This is a genomic window from Escherichia sp. WS33 (genome assembly GCF_046486385.1).
Lineage (GTDB): Bacteria > Pseudomonadota > Gammaproteobacteria > Enterobacterales > Enterobacteriaceae > ECMA0423.
On sequence record NZ_JBJQLJ010000010.1, the window covers coordinates 112,687 to 131,823 of the forward strand.

Here is a 19,137-nt window from a genome sequence, read left to right on the forward strand (position 1 = left end):
CCTCTTAGTACAACGGTGACGCCGGTAAAAACAGTTCTGTTAGCAACAGCGGTTTACCGCTTAATCGCAGGCGGGAACGTCGCCCCCACAGTCCGGCATCACGGCCTATCTCAATAAAGTCCCGGGTTAATGTCGATGATGTGAACAGATAGCGTCCTAACGGCGTTTTACCCAATTTTTGTAACGCCAGCTCCGGCCCGCTTAACGTTGACACAGGAACGACGGTACGACCGGCAAGCCACGGTTCACCATCGGCACATAACAAAATTTCACGTAACCAGTAACGAGACTCTTTCGGCAGCAGCGGCAGTTCTTCGGGGATTTCATTCTGCTCGACAAACCCTTCGCGGATCATCGTCACGCTTACCGTTTTTCCCTGCTGTTCAAAACGTTTTGTCATGGAATCCTCCAGCAACAGCCAGTCGAGCAGTTGCGGTTCCAGGGCAGGGATCTCTTTAAAATAGCGCAGCGCACGCAGTTGCGTTAACGCGGGGTGTGACATGCCGAACTCTCCGTTACATAACGTAAAGGCATTGTATCGCAGAAAAGTGTTTACGGGAGATGTAAAGCAAATTAAGTGATCTAATACGCAACAAAAACGCAACAATCGCATGAAGTGGTAAAACGCTGTTGAACCTTACGCTTTGCCGATGCCCGCGCTGGAGAGGGCAACCATAGGGGCATCACCGCCCAGGATGCCAGGAACGGTGATGTTTTCCTTTACTTAAACACCCTTATTCATTATACGATGAGCTCGCCAACTCGCAGTAAAAATGGGGAAAAGCGCATATTTACCATGAGATTTGGAGCTGAAAAGTGTTTCCTGAGTAAGATTAACAGGCAACATCTCATGTCTGGATTTGTAGATATACGTGGAATTCCAATTGGTATCTTTTGTAGGATTCAACATATCATGTAAGCGCTGGGAGCTTACCACCATAACAGGCCCATCATCGACAGAGGAGAACAGGATAAATATATTATCGTTTCGTGTTAATTTATTAGTGTTAAAGGTTCTTAACTTTTCTTCAGTTTCTATAAATATAGGTGAAACATCATCACTACGAATCCACTCTTTATAAAGATACCAGGCATTTGCTTTGATCATATCATCCGTTGATCGTAAGGCCTGATCGATAAGTTGGATAAAAAAATTGTTATTTTTATCAATCAGCCCTTTATTCATATTAAACCTGTTAATAAAATGGATCATCTGTTGGGTATCGAAATCCACCTTGCTGAATCGATGTTGACGCATAAAATCATCGAACTTGTTATCTTCACCAGAATGGATATAACTGCGTATAATTGGATCTTTTATATAAGGACAATGGCTAAATGTTTTCTTCATATTCTCAATAAAGTTTTTATTAACAATATTAAGAATTTTTAATTGCATAACCAGTTTTACTGCCAGAACGGATTTCAATATCATTGCATTATCTGGCAATGTATCAATCATTTTTATAATGTTATTGATATAACCATCGAGATCTTCATTCCCAAATATATCTGAATAATCAATAGTTAATTCCAATTGTTCTGTAATGCAATCTTTAAAATTCCCTGTCGATATTCGCACATGATCAAACATAACAGCTGTCATATTCGATTTAATAAATGATATTTCTTTGGCAGACAGAAACTCTGCTCTGGTGAAGTGCGAAGCGTAAAGATAACAATTATCGAAGTTTGAATTTCTAATCTGATATTCGCGAAAATTACTCTGAGTAAGTTGACTCTGCGAGAAGTCAACTGTATCAAGAATATTTTTGCTGAAATCGACACATTCACCACTCGCTTTGATAAAAATCACATTGTGTAAACGTCGACATCTAAATATGACATTATCAACTATTGCAGTAGTAAAATTGCAATCCCCAATTTCTTTACATTCGAATGTTACATGTTGTAGATTTGATGATAAAAAAGACACCTTCGATATAACGTCACCTTTAAAATGACAACTTGTTAAATCCAAATCAGACAGGTCGATATACCCCTGCGCATCTTTATCCATCAGAAAATTGCAAGCGCATTCAATTTTTTTCATTTCTGTAGAATTTTACACTTATAGTATCATTACTGATTGAGACTTCACGAAACATATTTATTGCATGATTTTTTCGTTCCGTTGTTTTATATTTGAAAAAATATTGCTGATATAAATAAAGTTATCTCTGTTTAAACCTGGCACCCCATTGAAATTACGTAGTAAATCAAGATCTACTATATTATTTCCTTGCACCACATCATGTTTCATCAAAGAGTTATTGCCGCCAGAATTTAGGATATGACTTATCATAAAACCTCTGCATAACAGAAATAAAATAACCTGGAAAAGTAGCCTGAATGTCCAGACACTACCGGCGAAAGGAAAAGAATCTCTGATAAGGCATTGAGATAATGGATATTCTTAGTGAAGAAGAAGTGAGTTACTATAAAAAATCGCTCATATCCCAGGAAGGAAGCATAAAAAAAGGTGCGCCAGGAGACGCACCAGTTGTTGCAAAATCAGCACTGTGGGGCGTAATTACCCCTTGCCTTTTACACTGCTGATAAAGGTGGAACGGGCAGATGTCGATCCCAGGCGTTCAGCTTCATCAAGCAGTTTTAACGCCTTATCAACATCACCTTTCGCGACAGCGTTTTTGATCGCGGTATTAAAATAACTTTCCGTGTCGTTGAGCATCGGCTCGCTTTTCTTCACCGGTGCCGGAGCGGGTGCAGCCACAGCTGGTGCCGCCGTGTTACCTACCGTAACCGGAGCTGGAGCGGAAGAACCAAATAAAGGTCCTACCAACACGCTGGAGCTGGAGTTCGTTTTCACTTTCAGTTTCAGTAAGCCATCGGTGGTATGACGAGCAACCGGATCGGGGATATCCGGGATCGAGTTACCGACGCCCTTGGCATAGGCTTTAGCCGGGTCGAGCAGTTGGGTCGTCTGCTGGAGATCTTTTTCCGTGGTAAAGACCAGAACATAAAGTTTTTGCTGCCCCAACGCCGGTGTCAGGCGCATAACGCCTTCCAGCCGATCTGCACTCATCACGCCTGGTTCCTGGTAGGTGAAATAACTGCTGGGGAAGAAGGCTGATGGGGTCATGTTCTGATCAAGAATCAGCACGTTCGGCGCAAAAACGCTGGTTTGTTTGTTCACTTCGCTGGTCAGCGTCAGGGTCAGTTCGCCAATGTTTGCCGGGACGCTGTACGCAGCAACCGGACCACTGATGCCGGGAACGTTCAGTTGTTGGCCGCCGGTCGCCAGTTGGGTGGTCTGGGTTTTAGATTGATCGACCGGTGTCCAGGTGAGTTGTTGCAGCGCGGCAGATGGAATGGCTGGCGCGTCGCTGGTGTTTTGCGGTACGTAGTTAACATCGGCAAGGCTGATTCCAGGCGCGCTTGCCAGTAACCCTGCTGATAAACAGAGGGCGATGAGACTTTTATTCATTTTCATTGTTTTCACCTCAAAATCTGGAGCTCAGCGGTAGCCAGGCAATAGCGCGCTAAACCCGATAATCAGAGGGGCTTTCGCCCCTTTCAGATAATGACAACCTGTTTTTATGCCGGATGCGGCGTAAACGCCTTATCCGGCCTACATTTGACAGCCGTTGTAGGCCTGATAAGACGCGCAAGCGTCGCATCAGGCGTTGGTTGTCGAATGCGGCGTAAACGCCTTATCCGGCCCAGGTTTTGCTATTACCACCAGATTTCCATCTGGGCACCGAAGGTCCACTCGTCGCTGTCGCCACGACCGAAGCTGCCGCCGTTGAAATCAGCAGGAACGGCTTTGCCGTAGTTCGGGTTAACCTTGCTATCGCCGTTGTAGTCATAACCCCATTTCTCATCCCACTTGGCGTAGGTTGCGAAGACACGAATAGCCGGGCGTGACCAGATGCTGTCGCCAGCCTGCCATTGTTGTGCGAGGGTAATTTTGTACTGATTGTTCTTGTCGCCGGTGCGCTGGGATTCGACGTTGTCGTAGCCGATTTCCATCACGGTGCTCATGATTGGCGTCCACTTGTACATCGGGCGAATACCAACGGTCCACCACTTGGTGCCGTTGTCGTTATCCCAGTTGATATCCTGGTACATACCCACGTACATCATGTCCCAGTTGTCGCCCATGGAGATCGCACCGTGGTCGAGGATACGCAGCATGTGACCGTTGTTGTTGATATTGTAGGCAAATTTTTCGTTATCAAACGCGACGCCAGAACCCTGCGACAGACCTTTACCCTGCGAGGTCATCGAGTCAGTAGCGTACTGAACAACAAACTTGTTAAAGCCCTTCAGGACACTCTGAGTATGTTCAGCAGTGAATAACCAGCCGTCTTTCGATGCGCCATCAACCAGACGATAGTTATCACGCAGGTTGGCACGACCGTAGTCGACACCCAGTTCTAATGTGCCGCCCGGGTTGATTTCCATCTGCGCTAAACGCACATCGAAAACGTCGTTCGCGGTTTCGTTGGTATAGTCATAAATATTGTTGCTGGCAAAAGAGGAAGAACCACCAGCTTCAGAGGAGCGGGTTGCTGCCAGAGAGAGTTTACCGAAGCCAACATCGATGTTTTCCAGACCGGCACCAGGACCAGAAATATCCCAGTAGTAGAAGTCGATCATATGAACGTCATGACGTTGGTAGAAGCGCTTACCTGCCCAGATGGTGGAACCTGGCAGCCATTCGATCAGGTTTTTACCCTGCACGTTTGCTTCACGGAAGGCCGGATCGGTAGCTTCCCAGTCATTCTGTTGCGCGACGGAATAGGCCACGTTAGTGTCGAAATAGAAGCTCTTATCGCCCTCTTTCCACACTTCCTGACCCAATTTTAATTCAGCATAAGTTTCACATTCGTTGCCAAGACGGTATTTACTTTGAGCACCGGTAGTCTGGAAACACTGTTGTTCACCGCCGCTACCTGTCCAGCCAATACCGGAACGTGCATAGCCGTGGAAATCAACAGCCATTGCCTGAGCAGACATTACGCCCGCTGCGACGGCAACCGCCAGAGGAAGTTTGCGCAGAGTAATCATCATTCTATCTCCTGAGTCATTGCTTTTCTTTTTTCACATCACCTGTGACAGGCTTTGTGTGTTTTGTGGGGTGCTTAAACGCCCGGCTCCTTATGCAGTCGACGACATGCAGTGCCATCCTCACGGAACAGATGGCAACGCTCTGGCGGCAGGCCGATAGCGAATGTGGCACCTTCTTCTACCAACACCACGTCGTTCTGGCGGTACACCAGGTTTTGACGAATGGAAGGGATCTGGATATGGATTTGGGTTTCGTTGCCGAGTTGCTCGACGACCTGAACTTCACCCTCAAGGATGACGTCAGCGATATCACTCGGCAGTAGATGTTCCGGGCGAATACCCAGCGACATATTGGCTCCAACCTGGACATCACGGCTTTCAACTGGCAGCCAGACTTGCTGACGATTTGGCATCGGCAGCTCCACCTGCACTTGATCGATTGCGGTGGCGGTCACTTTTACCGGCAGGAAGTTCATCTTTGGCGAACCGATAAATCCGGCGACAAAACGGTCTGCCGGATAGTGGTACAGCTCCAGCGGTTTCCCAACCTGCGCCACGCGACCGGCGTCCAGCACCACGATTTTGTCGGCCAGCGTCATCGCTTCGACCTGATCGTGGGTGACGTAAATCATTGTGCGGCCCAGGCGTTTATGCAGACGGGAGATTTCGATACGCATTTGCACACGCAGTGCAGCATCGAGGTTGGAGAGCGGTTCATCGAGCAAAAATACGCTTGGCTCGGCCACCAGCGTACGGCCAATCGCCACACGCTGACGCTGACCGCCAGAGAGCGCTTTCGGTTTGCGATCCAGCAAATGCGCCAGTTGCAGCACTTCCGCCACCTGGTTAACGCGTTGGTTAATCACCTCTTTTTTTGCGCCTGCCAGTTTCAGGCCAAATGACATATTTTCTGCTACTGACAGGTGGGGATAGAGCGCGTAAGACTGAAACACCATACCAACGCCGCGTTCTGCTGGCGGAGTGTCATTCATCCGTTTCTCACCGATGAACAGGTCGCCGCTGGTGATCGTCTCAAGCCCGGCAATCATGCGCAGTAAAGTCGATTTACCGCAGCCAGACGGTCCGACAAACACCACGAATTCGCCTTCATGGATATCGAGATTGATATCTTTCGATACCACGACCTCGCCCCAGGCTTTCGTTACATTTTGCAGCTGTACGCTCGCCATGCCCTTCTCCCTTTGTAACAACCTGTCATCGACAGCAACATTCATGATGGGCTGACTATGCGTCATCAGGAGATGGCTTAAATCCTCCACCCCCTGGCTTTTTTATGGGGGAGGAGGCGGGAGGATGAGAACACGGCTTCTGTGAACTAAACCGAGGTCATGTAAGGAATTTCGTGATGTTGCTTGCAAAAATCGTGGCGATTTTATGTGCGCATCTCCACATTACCGCCAATTCTGTAACAGAGATCACACAAAGCAACGGTGGGGCGTAGGGGCAAGGAGGATGGAAAGAGGTTGCCGTATAAAGAAACTAGAGTCCGTTTAGGTGTTTTCACGAGCACTTCACCAACAAGGACCATAGATTATGAAAATAAAAACAGGTGCACGCATCCTCGCATTATCCGCATTAACGACGATGATGTTTTCCGCCTCGGCTCTCGCCAAAATCGAAGAAGGTAAACTGGTAATCTGGATTAACGGCGATAAAGGCTATAACGGTCTCGCTGAAGTCGGTAAGAAATTCGAGAAAGATACCGGAATTAAAGTCACCGTTGAGCATCCGGATAAACTGGAAGAGAAATTCCCTCAGGTTGCGGCAACTGGCGATGGCCCTGACATTATCTTCTGGGCGCACGACCGTTTTGGTGGCTACGCTCAATCTGGCCTGTTGGCTGAAATCACCCCGGACAAAGCGTTCCAGGACAAGCTGTATCCGTTTACCTGGGATGCCGTACGTTACAACGGCAAGCTGATTGCTTACCCGATCGCTGTTGAAGCGTTATCGCTGATTTATAACAAAGATCTGCTGCCGAACCCGCCAAAAACCTGGGAAGAGATCCCGGCGCTGGATAAAGAACTGAAAGCGAAAGGTAAGAGCGCGCTGATGTTCAACCTGCAAGAACCGTACTTCACCTGGCCGCTGATTGCTGCTGACGGGGGTTATGCGTTCAAGTATGAAAACGGCAAGTACGACATTAAAGACGTGGGCGTGGATAACGCTGGCGCGAAAGCGGGTCTGACCTTCCTGGTTGACCTGATTAAAAACAAACACATGAATGCAGACACCGATTACTCCATCGCAGAAGCTGCCTTTAATAAAGGCGAAACAGCGATGACCATCAACGGCCCGTGGGCATGGTCCAACATCGACACCAGCAAAGTGAATTATGGTGTAACGGTACTGCCGACCTTCAAGGGTCAACCATCTAAACCGTTCGTTGGCGTGCTGAGCGCCGGTATTAACGCCGCCAGTCCGAACAAAGAGCTGGCGAAAGAGTTCCTCGAAAACTATCTGCTGACTGACGAAGGTCTGGAAGCGGTTAATAAAGACAAACCGCTGGGTGCCGTAGCGCTGAAGTCTTACGAGGAAGAGTTGGCGAAAGATCCACGTATTGCCGCCACCATGGAAAACGCCCAGAAAGGTGAAATCATGCCGAACATCCCGCAGATGTCCGCTTTCTGGTATGCCGTGCGTACTGCGGTGATCAACGCCGCCAGTGGTCGTCAGACTGTCGATGAAGCCCTGAAAGACGCGCAGACTCGTATCACCAAGTAATGCTGTGAAATGCCGGATGCGGCGTGAACGCCTTGTCCGGCCTACAAAACTGAAACGCATGTAGGCCTGATAAGACGCATCAGTGTCGCATCAGGCAGTTGTTGTCGGATAAGGCGTGAAAGCCTTATCCGTCCTGGAATGAGGAAGAACCCCATGGATGTCATTAAAAAGAAACATTGGTGGCAAAGCGACGCGCTGAAATGGTCAGTGCTAGGTCTGCTCGGCCTGCTGGTGGGTTACCTTGTTGTTTTAATGTACGCACAAGGGGAATACCTGTTCGCCATTACCACGCTGATATTGAGTTCAGCGGGGCTGTATATTTTCGCCAATCGTAAAGCCTACGCCTGGCGCTATGTTTACCCGGGAATGGCTGGAATGGGATTATTCGTCCTCTTCCCTCTGGTCTGCACCATCGCCATTGCCTTCACCAACTACAGCAGCACTAACCAGCTGACTTTTGAACGTGCGCAGGAAGTGTTGTTAGATCGCTCCTGGCAAGCAGGCAAAACCTATAACTTTGGTCTTTACCCGGCGGGCGATGAGTGGCAACTGGCGCTCAGCGACGGCGAAACCGGCAAAAATTACCTCTCCGACGCGTTTAAATTTGGCGGCGAGCAAAAACTGCAACTGAAAGAAACGACCGCCCAGCCCGAAGGCGAACGCGCGAATCTGCGCGTGATTACCCAGAATCGTCAGGCGCTGAGTGACATTACCGCCATTCTGCCGGATGGCAACAAAGTGATGATGAGCTCCCTGCGCCAGTTTTCTGGCACGCAGCCGCTCTACACACTCGACGGTAACGGCACGTTGACGAATAATCAGAGTGGCGTGAAATATCGTCCGAATAACCAAATTGGCTTTTACCAGTCCATTACCGCCGACGGCAACTGGGGGGATGAAAAGCTAAGCCCCGGTTACACCGTGACCACCGGCTGGAAAAACTTTACCCGCGTCTTTACCGACGAAGGCATTCAGAAACCGTTCCTCGCCATTTTCGTCTGGACCGTGGTGTTTTCACTGATCACCGTCTTTTTAACGGTGGCGGTCGGCATGGTTCTGGCGTGTCTGGTGCAGTGGGAAGCGTTGCGTGGCAAAGCGGTATATCGCGTCCTGCTGATTCTGCCCTACGCGGTGCCATCATTCATTTCAATCTTGATTTTCAAAGGGTTGTTTAACCAGAGCTTCGGTGAAATCAACATGATGTTGAGCGCGCTGTTTGGCGTGAAGCCCGCCTGGTTCAGCGATCCGACCACTGCCCGAACGATGCTGATTATCGTCAATACCTGGCTGGGTTATCCGTACATGATGATCCTCTGCATGGGCTTGCTGAAAGCGATTCCGGACGATTTGTATGAAGCCTCAGCAATGGATGGCGCAGGTCCGTTCCAGAACTTCTTTAAGATTACGCTGCCGCTGCTGATTAAACCGCTGACGCCGCTGATGATCGCCAGCTTCGCCTTTAACTTTAACAACTTCGTGCTGATTCAGCTGTTAACCAACGGCGGCCCGGATCGTCTTGGCACGACCACGCCAGCCGGTTATACCGACCTGCTTGTTAACTACACCTACCGTATCGCTTTTGAAGGCGGCGGGGGTCAGGACTTCGGTCTGGCTGCAGCAATTGCCACGCTGATCTTCCTGCTGGTGGGTGCGCTGGCGATAGTGAACCTGAAAGCCACGCGAATGAAGTTTGATTAAGGGAGATAACAAAAATGGCAATGGTCCAACCGAAATCGCAAAAAGCACGTTTGTTTATTACTCACCTGCTACTGCTACTTTTTATCGCGGCGATTATGTTCCCGCTGCTGATGGTCGTCGCTATCTCGCTGCGTCAGGGAAACTTCGCGACCGGTAGCCTGATCCCGGAGCAAATCTCCTGGGATCACTGGAAACTGGCGTTAGGTTTTAGCGTTGAACAGGCTGATGGTCGCATTACGCCACCGCCATTCCCGGTACTGCTGTGGCTGTGGAACTCGGTAAAGGTCGCCGGGATTTCCGCGATTGGCATTGTGGCGCTCTCCACCACCTGCGCCTACGCTTTCGCCCGTATGCGCTTTCCAGGCAAAGCGACGCTGCTGAAAGGAATGCTGATTTTCCAGATGTTCCCGGCAGTACTTTCACTGGTCGCGTTGTATGCGTTGTTTGATCGTCTGGGTGAGTACATTCCATTCATTGGCCTGAATACTCACGGCGGCGTAATTTTCGCGTATCTGGGTGGGATTGCGCTGCATGTCTGGACCATCAAAGGCTATTTCGAAACCATCGACAGTTCGCTGGAAGAAGCGGCTGCGCTGGATGGTGCGACACCGTGGCAGGCCTTCCGCCTTGTCCTGTTGCCGCTGTCAGTACCGATTCTGGCGGTGGTATTCATCCTGTCGTTTATCGCTGCCATTACTGAAGTTCCGGTCGCGTCGCTGTTACTGCGTGACGTAAACAGCTACACCCTGGCCGTGGGGATGCAGCAATACCTCAACCCGCAAAACTACCTGTGGGGTGACTTTGCCGCCGCTGCCGTGATGTCTGCATTACCGATCACCATCGTCTTCTTGCTGGCTCAACGCTGGCTGGTCAACGGCCTGACGGCAGGTGGTGTGAAAGGTTAAAGATGTTGTTCTGCCAATGTTATGCCGCTGCACCCTCAACTTACGTTATCCCAACTTGTGACTGTTATTCGGCGCTCCACGGAGCGCCTTTTTTTCTTTCGTCTGCAATCTGAATCGTTCGCCGGTTAATATTCCCATCATAGAGCTTATTATTTTTACGTTATTTGTTTTCCCACTTACGATAATTCTCTTTCGTGCTCTGAGTCACGGCAATAGTATTGTTTTCATCAATTTTTGATAATTATCACAATTAAGATCACAGAAAAGACATTACGTAAACGCATTGTAAAAAATGATAATTGCCTTAACTGCCTGACAATTCCAACATCAATGCACTGATAAAAGATCAGAATGGTCTAAGGCAGGTCTGAATGAATACCCAGTATAATTCCAGTTATATATTTTCGATTACCTTAGTCGCTACATTAGGTGGTTTATTATTTGGCTACGACACCGCCGTTATTTCCGGTACTGTTGAGTCACTCAATACCGTCTTTGTTGCTCCACAAAACTTAAGTGAATCCGCTGCCAACTCCCTGTTAGGATTTTGCGTAGCCAGTGCTCTGATTGGTTGCATCATCGGCGGTGCCCTCGGTGGTTATTGCAGTAACCGCTTCGGCCGTCGTGATTCACTTAAGATTGCTGCTGTCCTGTTTTTTATTTCTGGTGTAGGTTCTGCCTGGCCAGAACTTGGTTTTACCTCTATAAACCCGGACAACACAGTCCCTATTTATCTGGCAGGTTATGTCCCGGAATTTGTTATTTATCGTATTATTGGCGGTATTGGCGTTGGTTTAGCCTCAATGCTTTCACCAATGTATATTGCGGAACTGGCTCCAGCTCATATTCGCGGAAAACTGGTTTCATTTAACCAGTTTGCGATTATTTTCGGGCAACTTTTAGTTTACTGCGTAAACTATTTTATTGCCCGTTCCGGTGATGCCAGCTGGCTGAATACTGACGGCTGGCGTTATATGTTTGCCTCGGAATGTATCCCTGCACTGCTGTTCTTAATGCTGCTGTATACCGTGCCAGAAAGTCCTCGCTGGCTGATGTCACGCGGCAAGCAAGAACAGGCGGAAAGTATCCTGCGCAAAATTATGGGCAACACGCTTGCAACTCAGGCAGTACAGGAAATTAAACACTCCCTGGATCATGGCCGCAAAACCGGTGGTCGTCTGCTGATGTTTGGCGTGGGCGTGATTGTAATCGGCGTTATGCTCTCCATCTTCCAGCAATTTGTCGGCATCAATGTGGTGCTGTACTACGCGCCGGAAGTGTTCAAAACGCTGGGGGCCAGCACGGATATCGCGCTGTTGCAGACCATTATTGTCGGAGTTATCAACCTCACCTTTACCGTACTGGCAATTATGACGGTGGATAAATTTGGTCGTAAGCCACTGCAAATTATCGGCGCACTCGGAATGGCAATCGGTATGTTTAGCCTCGGTACCGCGTTTTACACTCAGGCATCGGGTATTGTGGCGCTACTGTCGATGCTGTTCTATGTTGCCGCCTTTGCCATGTCCTGGGGTCCGGTATGCTGGGTACTGCTGTCGGAAATCTTCCCGAATGCTATTCGTGGTAAAGCGCTGGCAATCGCGGTGGCGGCCCAGTGGCTGGCGAACTACTTCGTCTCCTGGACCTTCCCGATGATGGACAAAAACTCCTGGCTGGTGGCCCATTTCCACAACGGTTTCTCCTACTGGATTTACGGGTGTATGGGCGTTCTGGCAGCACTATTTATGTGGAAATTTGTCCCGGAAACCAAAGGTAAAACCCTTGAGGAGCTGGAAGCCCTCTGGGAACCGGAAACGAAGAAAACACAACAAACTGCTACGCTGTAATCTTCCTGTCCAGCACGCCGCGCCAGTTCGGCGTGCTGTCTTTTTACTCCCGCTTCAGCCGTTTCGAATTACACAGCCACAGAGTGATCACCAGTAACAGGATCGCAGCCGAGTAGATCAACACATCCAGTGGCGATTTATGATCGACGATGATCAAGCGCACAATGGCGGTGATCCCAATATAGACAAAGTAACGTAGCGGGAAGTGAAAACCGGACTGAAAGTATTTCACAATCAGCGCGATAAATTCGAAATAGAGAAAGTAAACCACCAGTCCTTCTACCAGCTCATATTTGCTGGTTTGTTCTGGCGCGAACAGCACATCTGCCAGATGCACCGTTTCTTTGCCGAGGAAGACAACCAAAATCAGGCCGAGGCACAACAGGCCAAGATTGAGTACGGTCTGCAAAATGGTGGAGATAAACTCCACGCGCGGACGAGAGAGTGACGTCATAGCAGTACCTCCTTCACAGTGGCGAGCTTCCTGTATAACGCAAAAATGTGACGGAGATCTATATTTTTTGTGTATGTTTTGTTCAGCTTGATTAAGTGGGCATCTCCCATCAACGTCGCATCTGGCAAAACACACAGCCCCAAAAAATCACCCATTCAGGTGATTCCCAGCCACCAGCAATGCGCGAAAAATCGACAATGTTCCTCTGGAACAAATGAAACGTAACCTGATAAAGGTGGTAAAAATGAAGCCTTATTTTGCTGCTTTGATGTTATCAGTCTCTGTTCTTCCTGCTTATGCTGGTCCGCTCGGTACTGCTGATAAAGCCGACCTACCGCAAAGCAATGTCTCCAGCCCAATGATGGCCCAGTCGCTCAGGCAACCAGACCTGCAACCGATATCGACGGACAGGAAGACAGAATGTTTTCGCCTTTACACACCAGATCGTAAACCGGGGGTGAACTGCGTTCCTGATGGCTCAACAGGTCATTAAGAATGAGGGTGCCAGTGAGTGCGAAAACTGGCACCTTTCCCATGACTTAGCGGAAATTTACGCTACGGTCGCTGGTCATATCATACAACTGGAACTTACGCCCAAGTTGCTGACCACCGTCACGCGTCAGCGGCGTCCAGCCAATCGCCGCACGGCTGCGTGTCGGGCCAGACGAGAAGAGATCCAACGGTACCGAGACATACACGCCTTTGGTGAAGTCCCCTTCGCCGTACTCCTCTTTCGAAACGTTGGTGATCGTGGCATAGCCGCCAACCACCACGCCGCTATCAAAGCGTTTGGCGATCTCCAGCGTGCCGCCTTTATCCCCTGCCAGATACTGCCCGACGCTGGCTTTCACCAACACGTCCTGGGCGAAAGATGGCGTCCAGTAGGCGGTCAGATGTCCGGTTTTCACGCTGTAGTCGGTGAATTTCATCATATCTTTTGCACTACGCCAGTCGCGCTGTTTAACGTAGTTGGCATCCAGACCAAACGCCCAGTTACTGTCCAGCGGACGATACAACACTTCGGCCCCCGCACCGCCAAACATGGTTTCGAGATAACCTCCATAGACCTGACCGTAGAAGCCGTTGCCCAGATGCTGGAAGTAGTTGGCTTGCAGGTTATTCACATAGACATCGTTCTGCACATACTCGCGCACATGGGTACGAACGCGCGGTAAGTGCGAGTCCTGCGGCGGATTGGTGTAGTTAAACTTGTCGTAGTTGTTGGCAAGATTTGCAAACAGGCTGCCGGTGGTCAGCAGATGGTCCGTCAGCCACAAATCTGCCGTTCCCATCACGCCCAGCTGATACATGTAAAAGTTTTCCGGGCCACCGACCGACTGGTTCAGCACCGGATCGATGTGGAAATCAAAGCGTGATTTGTCGATATACCAGCCCTGCTCGGTGGACTGCGGAACCACTGGCTCGACGCGTTTTTGCGCCAGCTTCGTTTCGTGGCCCAACGGCTCTCCGGCGAGATGATTTTTCAGGCTGGCGACATCGGTTTCCGTCGTCACCTGCGGCATGTTAAGACGATTTTCCGTAATGCGGATCGTTTTGATCCCATCCGGCAGATCGTTCATCACGATCCGATTAGCACGGATGATCCCTTCGCGCGAATCACGATATTTCACCTGCTCGCCGGTGACATACAGCGTATCGCCTTTCGCCTGGATCTGCGGATCGGCAAGTCCGGCATTGTATTTCAACAGCGTTAACTGATTCGCCACCACCGAATGCTGCAAAATGGCATCCTGAGGCTGCGGTTGATATTGCGGGCGGGCGTTATCGTTGTAAGACGGGCGCAGATCGTTAAAGTTGGTGCGCAGCGTGACGCCAAACATAAAGGTGTTGCCACGTTCATAGCTAAGGTTAACGTCGGCCCAATCGGTAACGCGATAAATCGCACCGACGTTAAACTTACTTTTTTGCTCCAGCTTCCCGGCAAAATCCTGCTGATAATTATTGCCTTCATACTCCAGTTTCAGGCGCAGCGGTTGCCAGGGCGTCTGGTATTCCACGCCGCCAAACAGTGAGGCAGGACCGTGGAACATCTGGCTACCGTCGATAGATCCCGCCTGTTTGTAGCTGTTATCGCGATAGCAATATTTATCACTGGCTGAACAGAGCGGATTTTTCACATTACCGCTGGTGCCCAGATATCCCCAGCCCAGGCCGAGCGTAAAATCGAACGGCCCCCAGGCTTTGCTGGCAACAAGATATTCCGCATCAAACAGCCCCGTACCGCCGATATCCCGCGCACCAACCGCCACTTGCGGCAGCCAGTAACTCTCTTCCCACAAACGCAGTTTGAGATCGAAGGCTTTATCTTTATACGTTTGATCGCCAGAGAACGCTTCGACGCTGCTGTACTGCCGGGTGCGCACGTCGGTGTAGCGCAGCGTTGTTTCCAGCCACGGGAAGAGTTGCACTGAAGCTGAGTAATAACGGTACTGATCGTTATCGCGATAGTTCAGACTCAACTCCCCTTCCCGTGCCATACGCGCGGTGGGAGTTTGTAATAATCCTACGCCACCGAAATCCGACTGCGACGGACCAATGGGCGCAGGATATGTTTCGCCGTAGCAAGCTGTGCTAATGCCCAGCGCCAGTAAGCTAAGCAGATGTCTTTTTTTCATTATTGGGGTATCCGCTGCGTCAGAGTCTGAAGAATGTCGGCGTTAAGGGCATCAGGCGTCTCACTCCAGACGGAGTCCGCGAGGCCAACATAAATAATGCTGCCGGGCATCGGCTCTACGTGACGCTTGTTCCAGTAAGCCACCGGCGCTTTTTGCGTGCGTCCGTCCGGGTAAACCACCCACGCGTAGCTGCGATCCGCACCGCTAAGCAGGTTCTGCCCGGAGAGATAGCTCGCCACGTCGCGACCTGGAGTGAATGGCTGCTTGCCAGGACGGCTGATAAGCCCGAACAGCGTGACCGTGGACGGTGGTGGCCCGACCCACAGCGTGTAGTTGCCCTGCAACGGTGGGTTACCGCGTTCGGCAACGCGGACGATATCAGGATCAAGATTGATTTTTTGCCTGCCCGTCACTTTCAACGCCTGAATTTGCTGGCGTAAGGCGTTAATCGCGGCGGCATCGTCGGCGCTGGAATCTGCAGCCAGTTCTGCCAGCCGTGTCAGCAACGCCTGCTGCTGCCGCAATGCTGCCGCCGTTGCCAGCTCTTCGCTAATCACCGCACCAGGCCACCAACTGTTTGCCAGCCGCGGCTGGCCTACCAGATCGATTAAATACTCTGCGCCCGTCAGCGTTTTGGCCTCACTGCTGCCATTGCTGAATACCTTGACGGTTCCCGCCGCGAAGACCGATGACGCCCCCACACTCAAAATCAATGCGACAATAGTTTGTTTAATCATTGTTTTGCCGCCTTGATGAGAGTGGTTTTCACCGGGAAATAATCCGCGCCGAGATACTGTTCCGACTGGCGAATTTGCCCTTCGCTGTCGATCCAGTAGCGGTTATGCCAGCGCGCCTGGTCGGTGGAGACTTCTTCGTCCAGCACGCGAACCGGGGTTTCATCGCTGCCGACCTTGACGGTATCGGTGCCATCCCATTTGAAGACTGAGCGTGCGGTGGCGTAGCGTACCTGCTGGTACTCGGTCCAGCCCATCGTGCGCGTCCATGTTGCACCATCAACAATTTGTGCGGGTTTAATCAGCGGGTCGGCGGCAAGGTTATTCACTTCAATCAGGTTGTCGCCGCCAAGCAAAGTCTTCACCAGACGACCATGTTGTGTGACAAGAGTGGCTTGATCCTGAGTGACCCATTTTTGTTGTCCGTCTTCAGCGAAGGCCAGCACCACAAACAATTGCGGCCCGCCATTAAGCTGCATGTACTGGCTGGCGTAGGGCATATTTTGAATATCATCGTCCGTCAGCTGTACGCCTGGCGTGCCGAACAGACTGTCCCACAGTGAATTGCCCAGCTCTTTAGTCGTGGCTGAACAGGCCTGTAATAGCAGGCAGATAAGAATGAGTGCAGGTCGCTTCACGACTCTTCTCCAGAGGGGCAGAATAACCACACCGGAGTGTGGTTATGGTAAATCCCTTCATACTTCAAGCCACAGATGCAATGACTCAAATTATTTTGGGGATACATACTTTATTACTGGGTACTGGTGGTCGTGGTTGTGGTGGTCCCGGTATTAGAACCATCACCGCCACCGGTTGCCGCGAGCGCGACACCCACCGCCGAGCTTACGGTGCTGACGCTGGTCGCGGAGGAACTCCCCGCCGAAACCGACGTTGCTGCCGACCCTGCCGCTTCGCCCACCTGTACAGGTGCAGCCCACGCAGAAGTCGCCGCAAGCGCAGATATGGCAAAAATGCCATACAGAACTTTTTTCATAACAATTTCCCTTCATTGAATGAATGGAGATTTACCCAAAAACATTTCGGGCGGGATCGAGTATACACAACTAAAGCATGCGAATTACGGCGCGGGGAATTAGAGATGGGGTTTTAGGATAATTGGAATGAATATCAAATATAAGCTACAACTTATATATAAATAACATTAAAAATCATAATGTTAAAATAAAAGTAAAAGTAATTAATCTGAGTATTTTCCGAAATCAATCACGATTAAAAATCTATTTTAGGATTAACCTCACGGTATGATTTCCGTTAAATCACAGACAAGGGGATTTATCTGATAAAACAATGCCGACATAACGTCGGCATTGTTATTAAGGTTTTTAAATTAACCGCGCCACGCTTTATAGCGGTTAATCAGACCATTGGTCGAGCTATCGTGGCTGCTGATTTCTTTATCATCTTTCAGCTCTGGCAGAATACGGTTTGCCAGTTGTTTACCCAGCTCCACGCCCCACTGGTCGAAGGTGAAGATGTTCAGGATCACGCCCTGAGTAAAGATTTTGTGCTCATACAGCGCAATCAACGCACCCAGGCTGAACGGAGTGATTTCACGCAGCAGGATGGAGTTGGTCGGGCGGTTACCTTCGAACACTTTGAACGGCACCACGTAGTCAAGCGTTGCCGGATCTTTACCCTGATCGCGATATTCCTGCTCAACCACTTCGCGGGATTTACCAAACGCCAGCGCTTCGGTCTGGGCGAAGAAGTTAGACAGCAGTTTCTGGTGATGATCAGAGAGCGGGTTATGGGTGATAGCCGGAGCGATGAAATCGCACGGTACCATTTTGGTTCCCTGGTGGATCAGCTGGTAGAACGCGTGCTGACCGTTAGTGCCTGGTTCACCCCAGATAATCGGGCCAGTCTGGTAATCCACAACGTTACCGTTACGGTCAACATACTTACCGTTGGACTCCATATTGCCCTGCTGGAAGTACGCCGCGAAACGGTGCATATACTGGTCATACGGCAGAATCGCCTCAGTTTCCGCACCAAAGAAATTGTTGTACCAGATGCCAATCAGCGCCAGCAGTACAGGCAGGTTTTTCTCGGCAGGCGTGGTGGAGAAATGCTTGTCCATCGCGTGTGCGCCAGAAAGCAGTTCAACGAAGTTATCAAAGCCGATGGAGAGAACAATCGACAGGCCAATCGCTGACCACAAAGAGTAACGGCCGCCGACCCAGTCCCAGAACTCGAACATGTTGGCAGTATCAATACCAAACTCGCCAACGGCTTTGGCATTGGTTGAGAGCGCCGCAAAGTGTTTCGCAACGTGTTTTTCATCACCTGCCGCTTTCAGGAACCAGTCACGCGCGCTATGGGCGTTGGTCATGGTTTCCTGAGTGGTGAAGGTTTTAGATGCTACCAGGAACAGCGTGGTTTCCGGGTTTACTTTTTTCAGCACTTCCGCGATGTGAGTCCCATCGACGTTAGAAACAAAGTGCATGTTCAGGTGATTTTTGTACGGACGCAGTGCTTCGGTCACCATGTACGGGCCGAGGTCAGAACCGCCGATCCCGATGTTCACTACGTCAGTGATTGCTTTGCCGGTATAACCCTTCCACTCACCGGAGATAATCGCTTCCGAGAAGGTTTTCATCTTCTCCAGCACCGCGTTGACTTCCGGCATTACGTCTTTGCCATCAACCAAAATCGGGGTATTGCTACGGTTACGCAGCGCTACGTGCAGCACAGCGCGGTTTTCAGTGCGGTTGATCTTCTCGCCAGAGAACATCGACTTAATCGCGCCCGCCAGATCGCACTCTTTCGCCAGATCTTGTAATTTCGCCAGCGTCTCTTCAGTGATGCGGTTTTTGGAGTAATCCACCAGCATCTGATCGCCGAAGGTTGCGGAGAACTTAGAAAAACGATCGCCGTCTTTAGCAAAAAGATCGGCGATCGTAACGTCTTTCATTTCATCGAAGTGTTTCTGTAGTGCCTGCCAGGCAGCGGTCTGCGTTGGATTGATGTTTTTCATTAGCAATACTCTTCTGATTTTGAGAATTGTGACTTTGGAAGATTGTAGCGCCAGTCACAGAAAAATGTGATGGTTTTAGTGCCGTT

Annotated in this window: 15 protein-coding genes and 1 pseudogene; 5 read left to right on the forward strand and 11 right to left on the reverse strand. The window is 50.0% G+C overall.

The genetic code is table 11. From position 1 onward, the window contains the following. Positions 1 to 4: 4 nt before the first annotated feature. The 5 genes and pseudogenes from ubiC to malK form a co-directional block, all read right to left on the reverse strand. Entirely contained in the window at positions 5 to 502 is a 498-nt protein-coding gene (gene ubiC, locus ACJHXA_RS10900) for a chorismate lyase (protein WP_001297295.1), read from the reverse strand. A 222-nt stretch (positions 503 to 724) separates the two neighbouring features. Then, positions 725 to 2,305, reverse strand: a pseudogene (locus ACJHXA_RS10905) (SopA family protein). 228 nt (positions 2,306 to 2,533) lie between these two features. After that, positions 2,534 to 3,454 carry a maltose operon protein MalM gene (gene malM, locus ACJHXA_RS10910; RefSeq protein ID WP_000783444.1) on the reverse strand — a complete coding sequence of 307 codons (921 nt, stop codon included), beginning with the start codon at positions 3,452 to 3,454 and terminating at the stop codon, positions 2,534 to 2,536. Between the two features lie 242 nt (positions 3,455 to 3,696). Beyond that, positions 3,697 to 5,037, reverse strand: a complete 1,341-nt coding sequence (gene lamB / locus ACJHXA_RS10915) for a maltoporin LamB (RefSeq protein WP_000973658.1) — start codon at positions 5,035 to 5,037, stop codon at positions 3,697 to 3,699. A 71-nt stretch (positions 5,038 to 5,108) separates the two neighbouring features. Continuing rightward, on the reverse strand, positions 5,109 to 6,224 hold the full coding sequence (gene malK / locus ACJHXA_RS10920; protein WP_000179165.1) for a maltose/maltodextrin ABC transporter ATP-binding protein MalK: 1,116 nt from the start codon (positions 6,222 to 6,224) through the stop codon (positions 5,109 to 5,111). Between the two features lie 364 nt (positions 6,225 to 6,588). On the opposite strand from malK, the gene malE reads away from it, so the two are divergent. The 4 genes from malE (at position 6,589) to xylE (ending at position 12,229) form a co-directional block, all read left to right on the forward strand. Then, positions 6,589 to 7,779, forward strand: a complete 1,191-nt coding sequence (gene malE / locus ACJHXA_RS10925; RefSeq protein WP_000695387.1) for a maltose/maltodextrin ABC transporter substrate-binding protein MalE — start codon at positions 6,589 to 6,591, stop codon at positions 7,777 to 7,779. Between the two features lie 153 nt (positions 7,780 to 7,932). Continuing rightward, positions 7,933 to 9,477, forward strand: coding sequence for a maltose ABC transporter permease MalF (gene malF / locus ACJHXA_RS10930; protein ID WP_001315948.1), 1,545 nt, complete (start codon positions 7,933 to 7,935; stop codon positions 9,475 to 9,477). 14 nt (positions 9,478 to 9,491) lie between these two features. After that, positions 9,492 to 10,382 carry a maltose ABC transporter permease MalG gene (gene malG / locus ACJHXA_RS10935; protein ID WP_001252058.1) on the forward strand — a complete coding sequence of 297 codons (891 nt, stop codon included), beginning with the start codon at positions 9,492 to 9,494 and terminating at the stop codon, positions 10,380 to 10,382. 371 nt (positions 10,383 to 10,753) lie between these two features. Then, entirely contained in the window at positions 10,754 to 12,229 is a 1,476-nt protein-coding gene (gene xylE / locus ACJHXA_RS10940; protein WP_001097267.1) for a D-xylose transporter XylE, read from the forward strand. Positions 12,230 to 12,272: 43 nt separating this feature from the next. Here the strand turns inward: xylE and psiE are convergent, their stop codons facing one another. Further along, complete coding sequence (gene psiE, locus ACJHXA_RS10945; RefSeq protein ID WP_000202902.1) at positions 12,273 to 12,683, reverse strand: phosphate-starvation-inducible protein PsiE; 411 nt, start codon at positions 12,681 to 12,683, stop codon at positions 12,273 to 12,275. Positions 12,684 to 12,897: 214 nt separating this feature from the next. Here psiE and ACJHXA_RS10950 point away from each other — a divergent pair, with 214 nt between their 5' ends. Further along, a complete protein-coding gene (locus ACJHXA_RS10950) occupies positions 12,898 to 13,176 on the forward strand; it encodes a periplasmic protein (RefSeq protein WP_001295279.1) in 279 nt (92 codons plus the stop codon). 46 nt (positions 13,177 to 13,222) lie between these two features. Here the strand turns inward: ACJHXA_RS10950 and ACJHXA_RS10955 are convergent, their stop codons facing one another. From ACJHXA_RS10955 to pgi, 5 genes are all read right to left on the reverse strand, one after another. Next, positions 13,223 to 15,319: a YjbH domain-containing protein gene (locus ACJHXA_RS10955; RefSeq protein ID WP_000745771.1), complete on the reverse strand. Its 2,097-nt coding sequence runs from the start codon at positions 15,317 to 15,319 to the stop codon at positions 13,223 to 13,225. Further along, positions 15,319 to 16,056 (reverse strand): capsule biosynthesis GfcC family protein, encoded by a 738-nt coding sequence (locus ACJHXA_RS10960; RefSeq protein WP_000595535.1) that lies wholly within the window; start codon positions 16,054 to 16,056, stop codon positions 15,319 to 15,321. Before ACJHXA_RS10960 ends, ACJHXA_RS10955 begins: the two co-directional genes overlap by 1 nt. Next, positions 16,053 to 16,691 carry a YjbF family lipoprotein gene (locus tag ACJHXA_RS10965; protein WP_001296632.1) on the reverse strand — a complete coding sequence of 213 codons (639 nt, stop codon included), beginning with the start codon at positions 16,689 to 16,691 and terminating at the stop codon, positions 16,053 to 16,055. The genes ACJHXA_RS10960 and ACJHXA_RS10965 overlap by 4 nt, the downstream gene beginning before the upstream one ends. A 113-nt stretch (positions 16,692 to 16,804) precedes the next feature. Then, positions 16,805 to 17,047: an exopolysaccharide production protein YjbE gene (gene yjbE / locus ACJHXA_RS10970; RefSeq protein ID WP_000757333.1), complete on the reverse strand. Its 243-nt coding sequence runs from the start codon at positions 17,045 to 17,047 to the stop codon at positions 16,805 to 16,807. Positions 17,048 to 17,401: 354 nt separating this feature from the next. Continuing rightward, positions 17,402 to 19,051: a glucose-6-phosphate isomerase gene (gene pgi / locus ACJHXA_RS10975; protein ID WP_000790009.1), complete on the reverse strand. Its 1,650-nt coding sequence runs from the start codon at positions 19,049 to 19,051 to the stop codon at positions 17,402 to 17,404. Between the last annotated feature and the right edge of the window lie 86 nt (positions 19,052 to 19,137).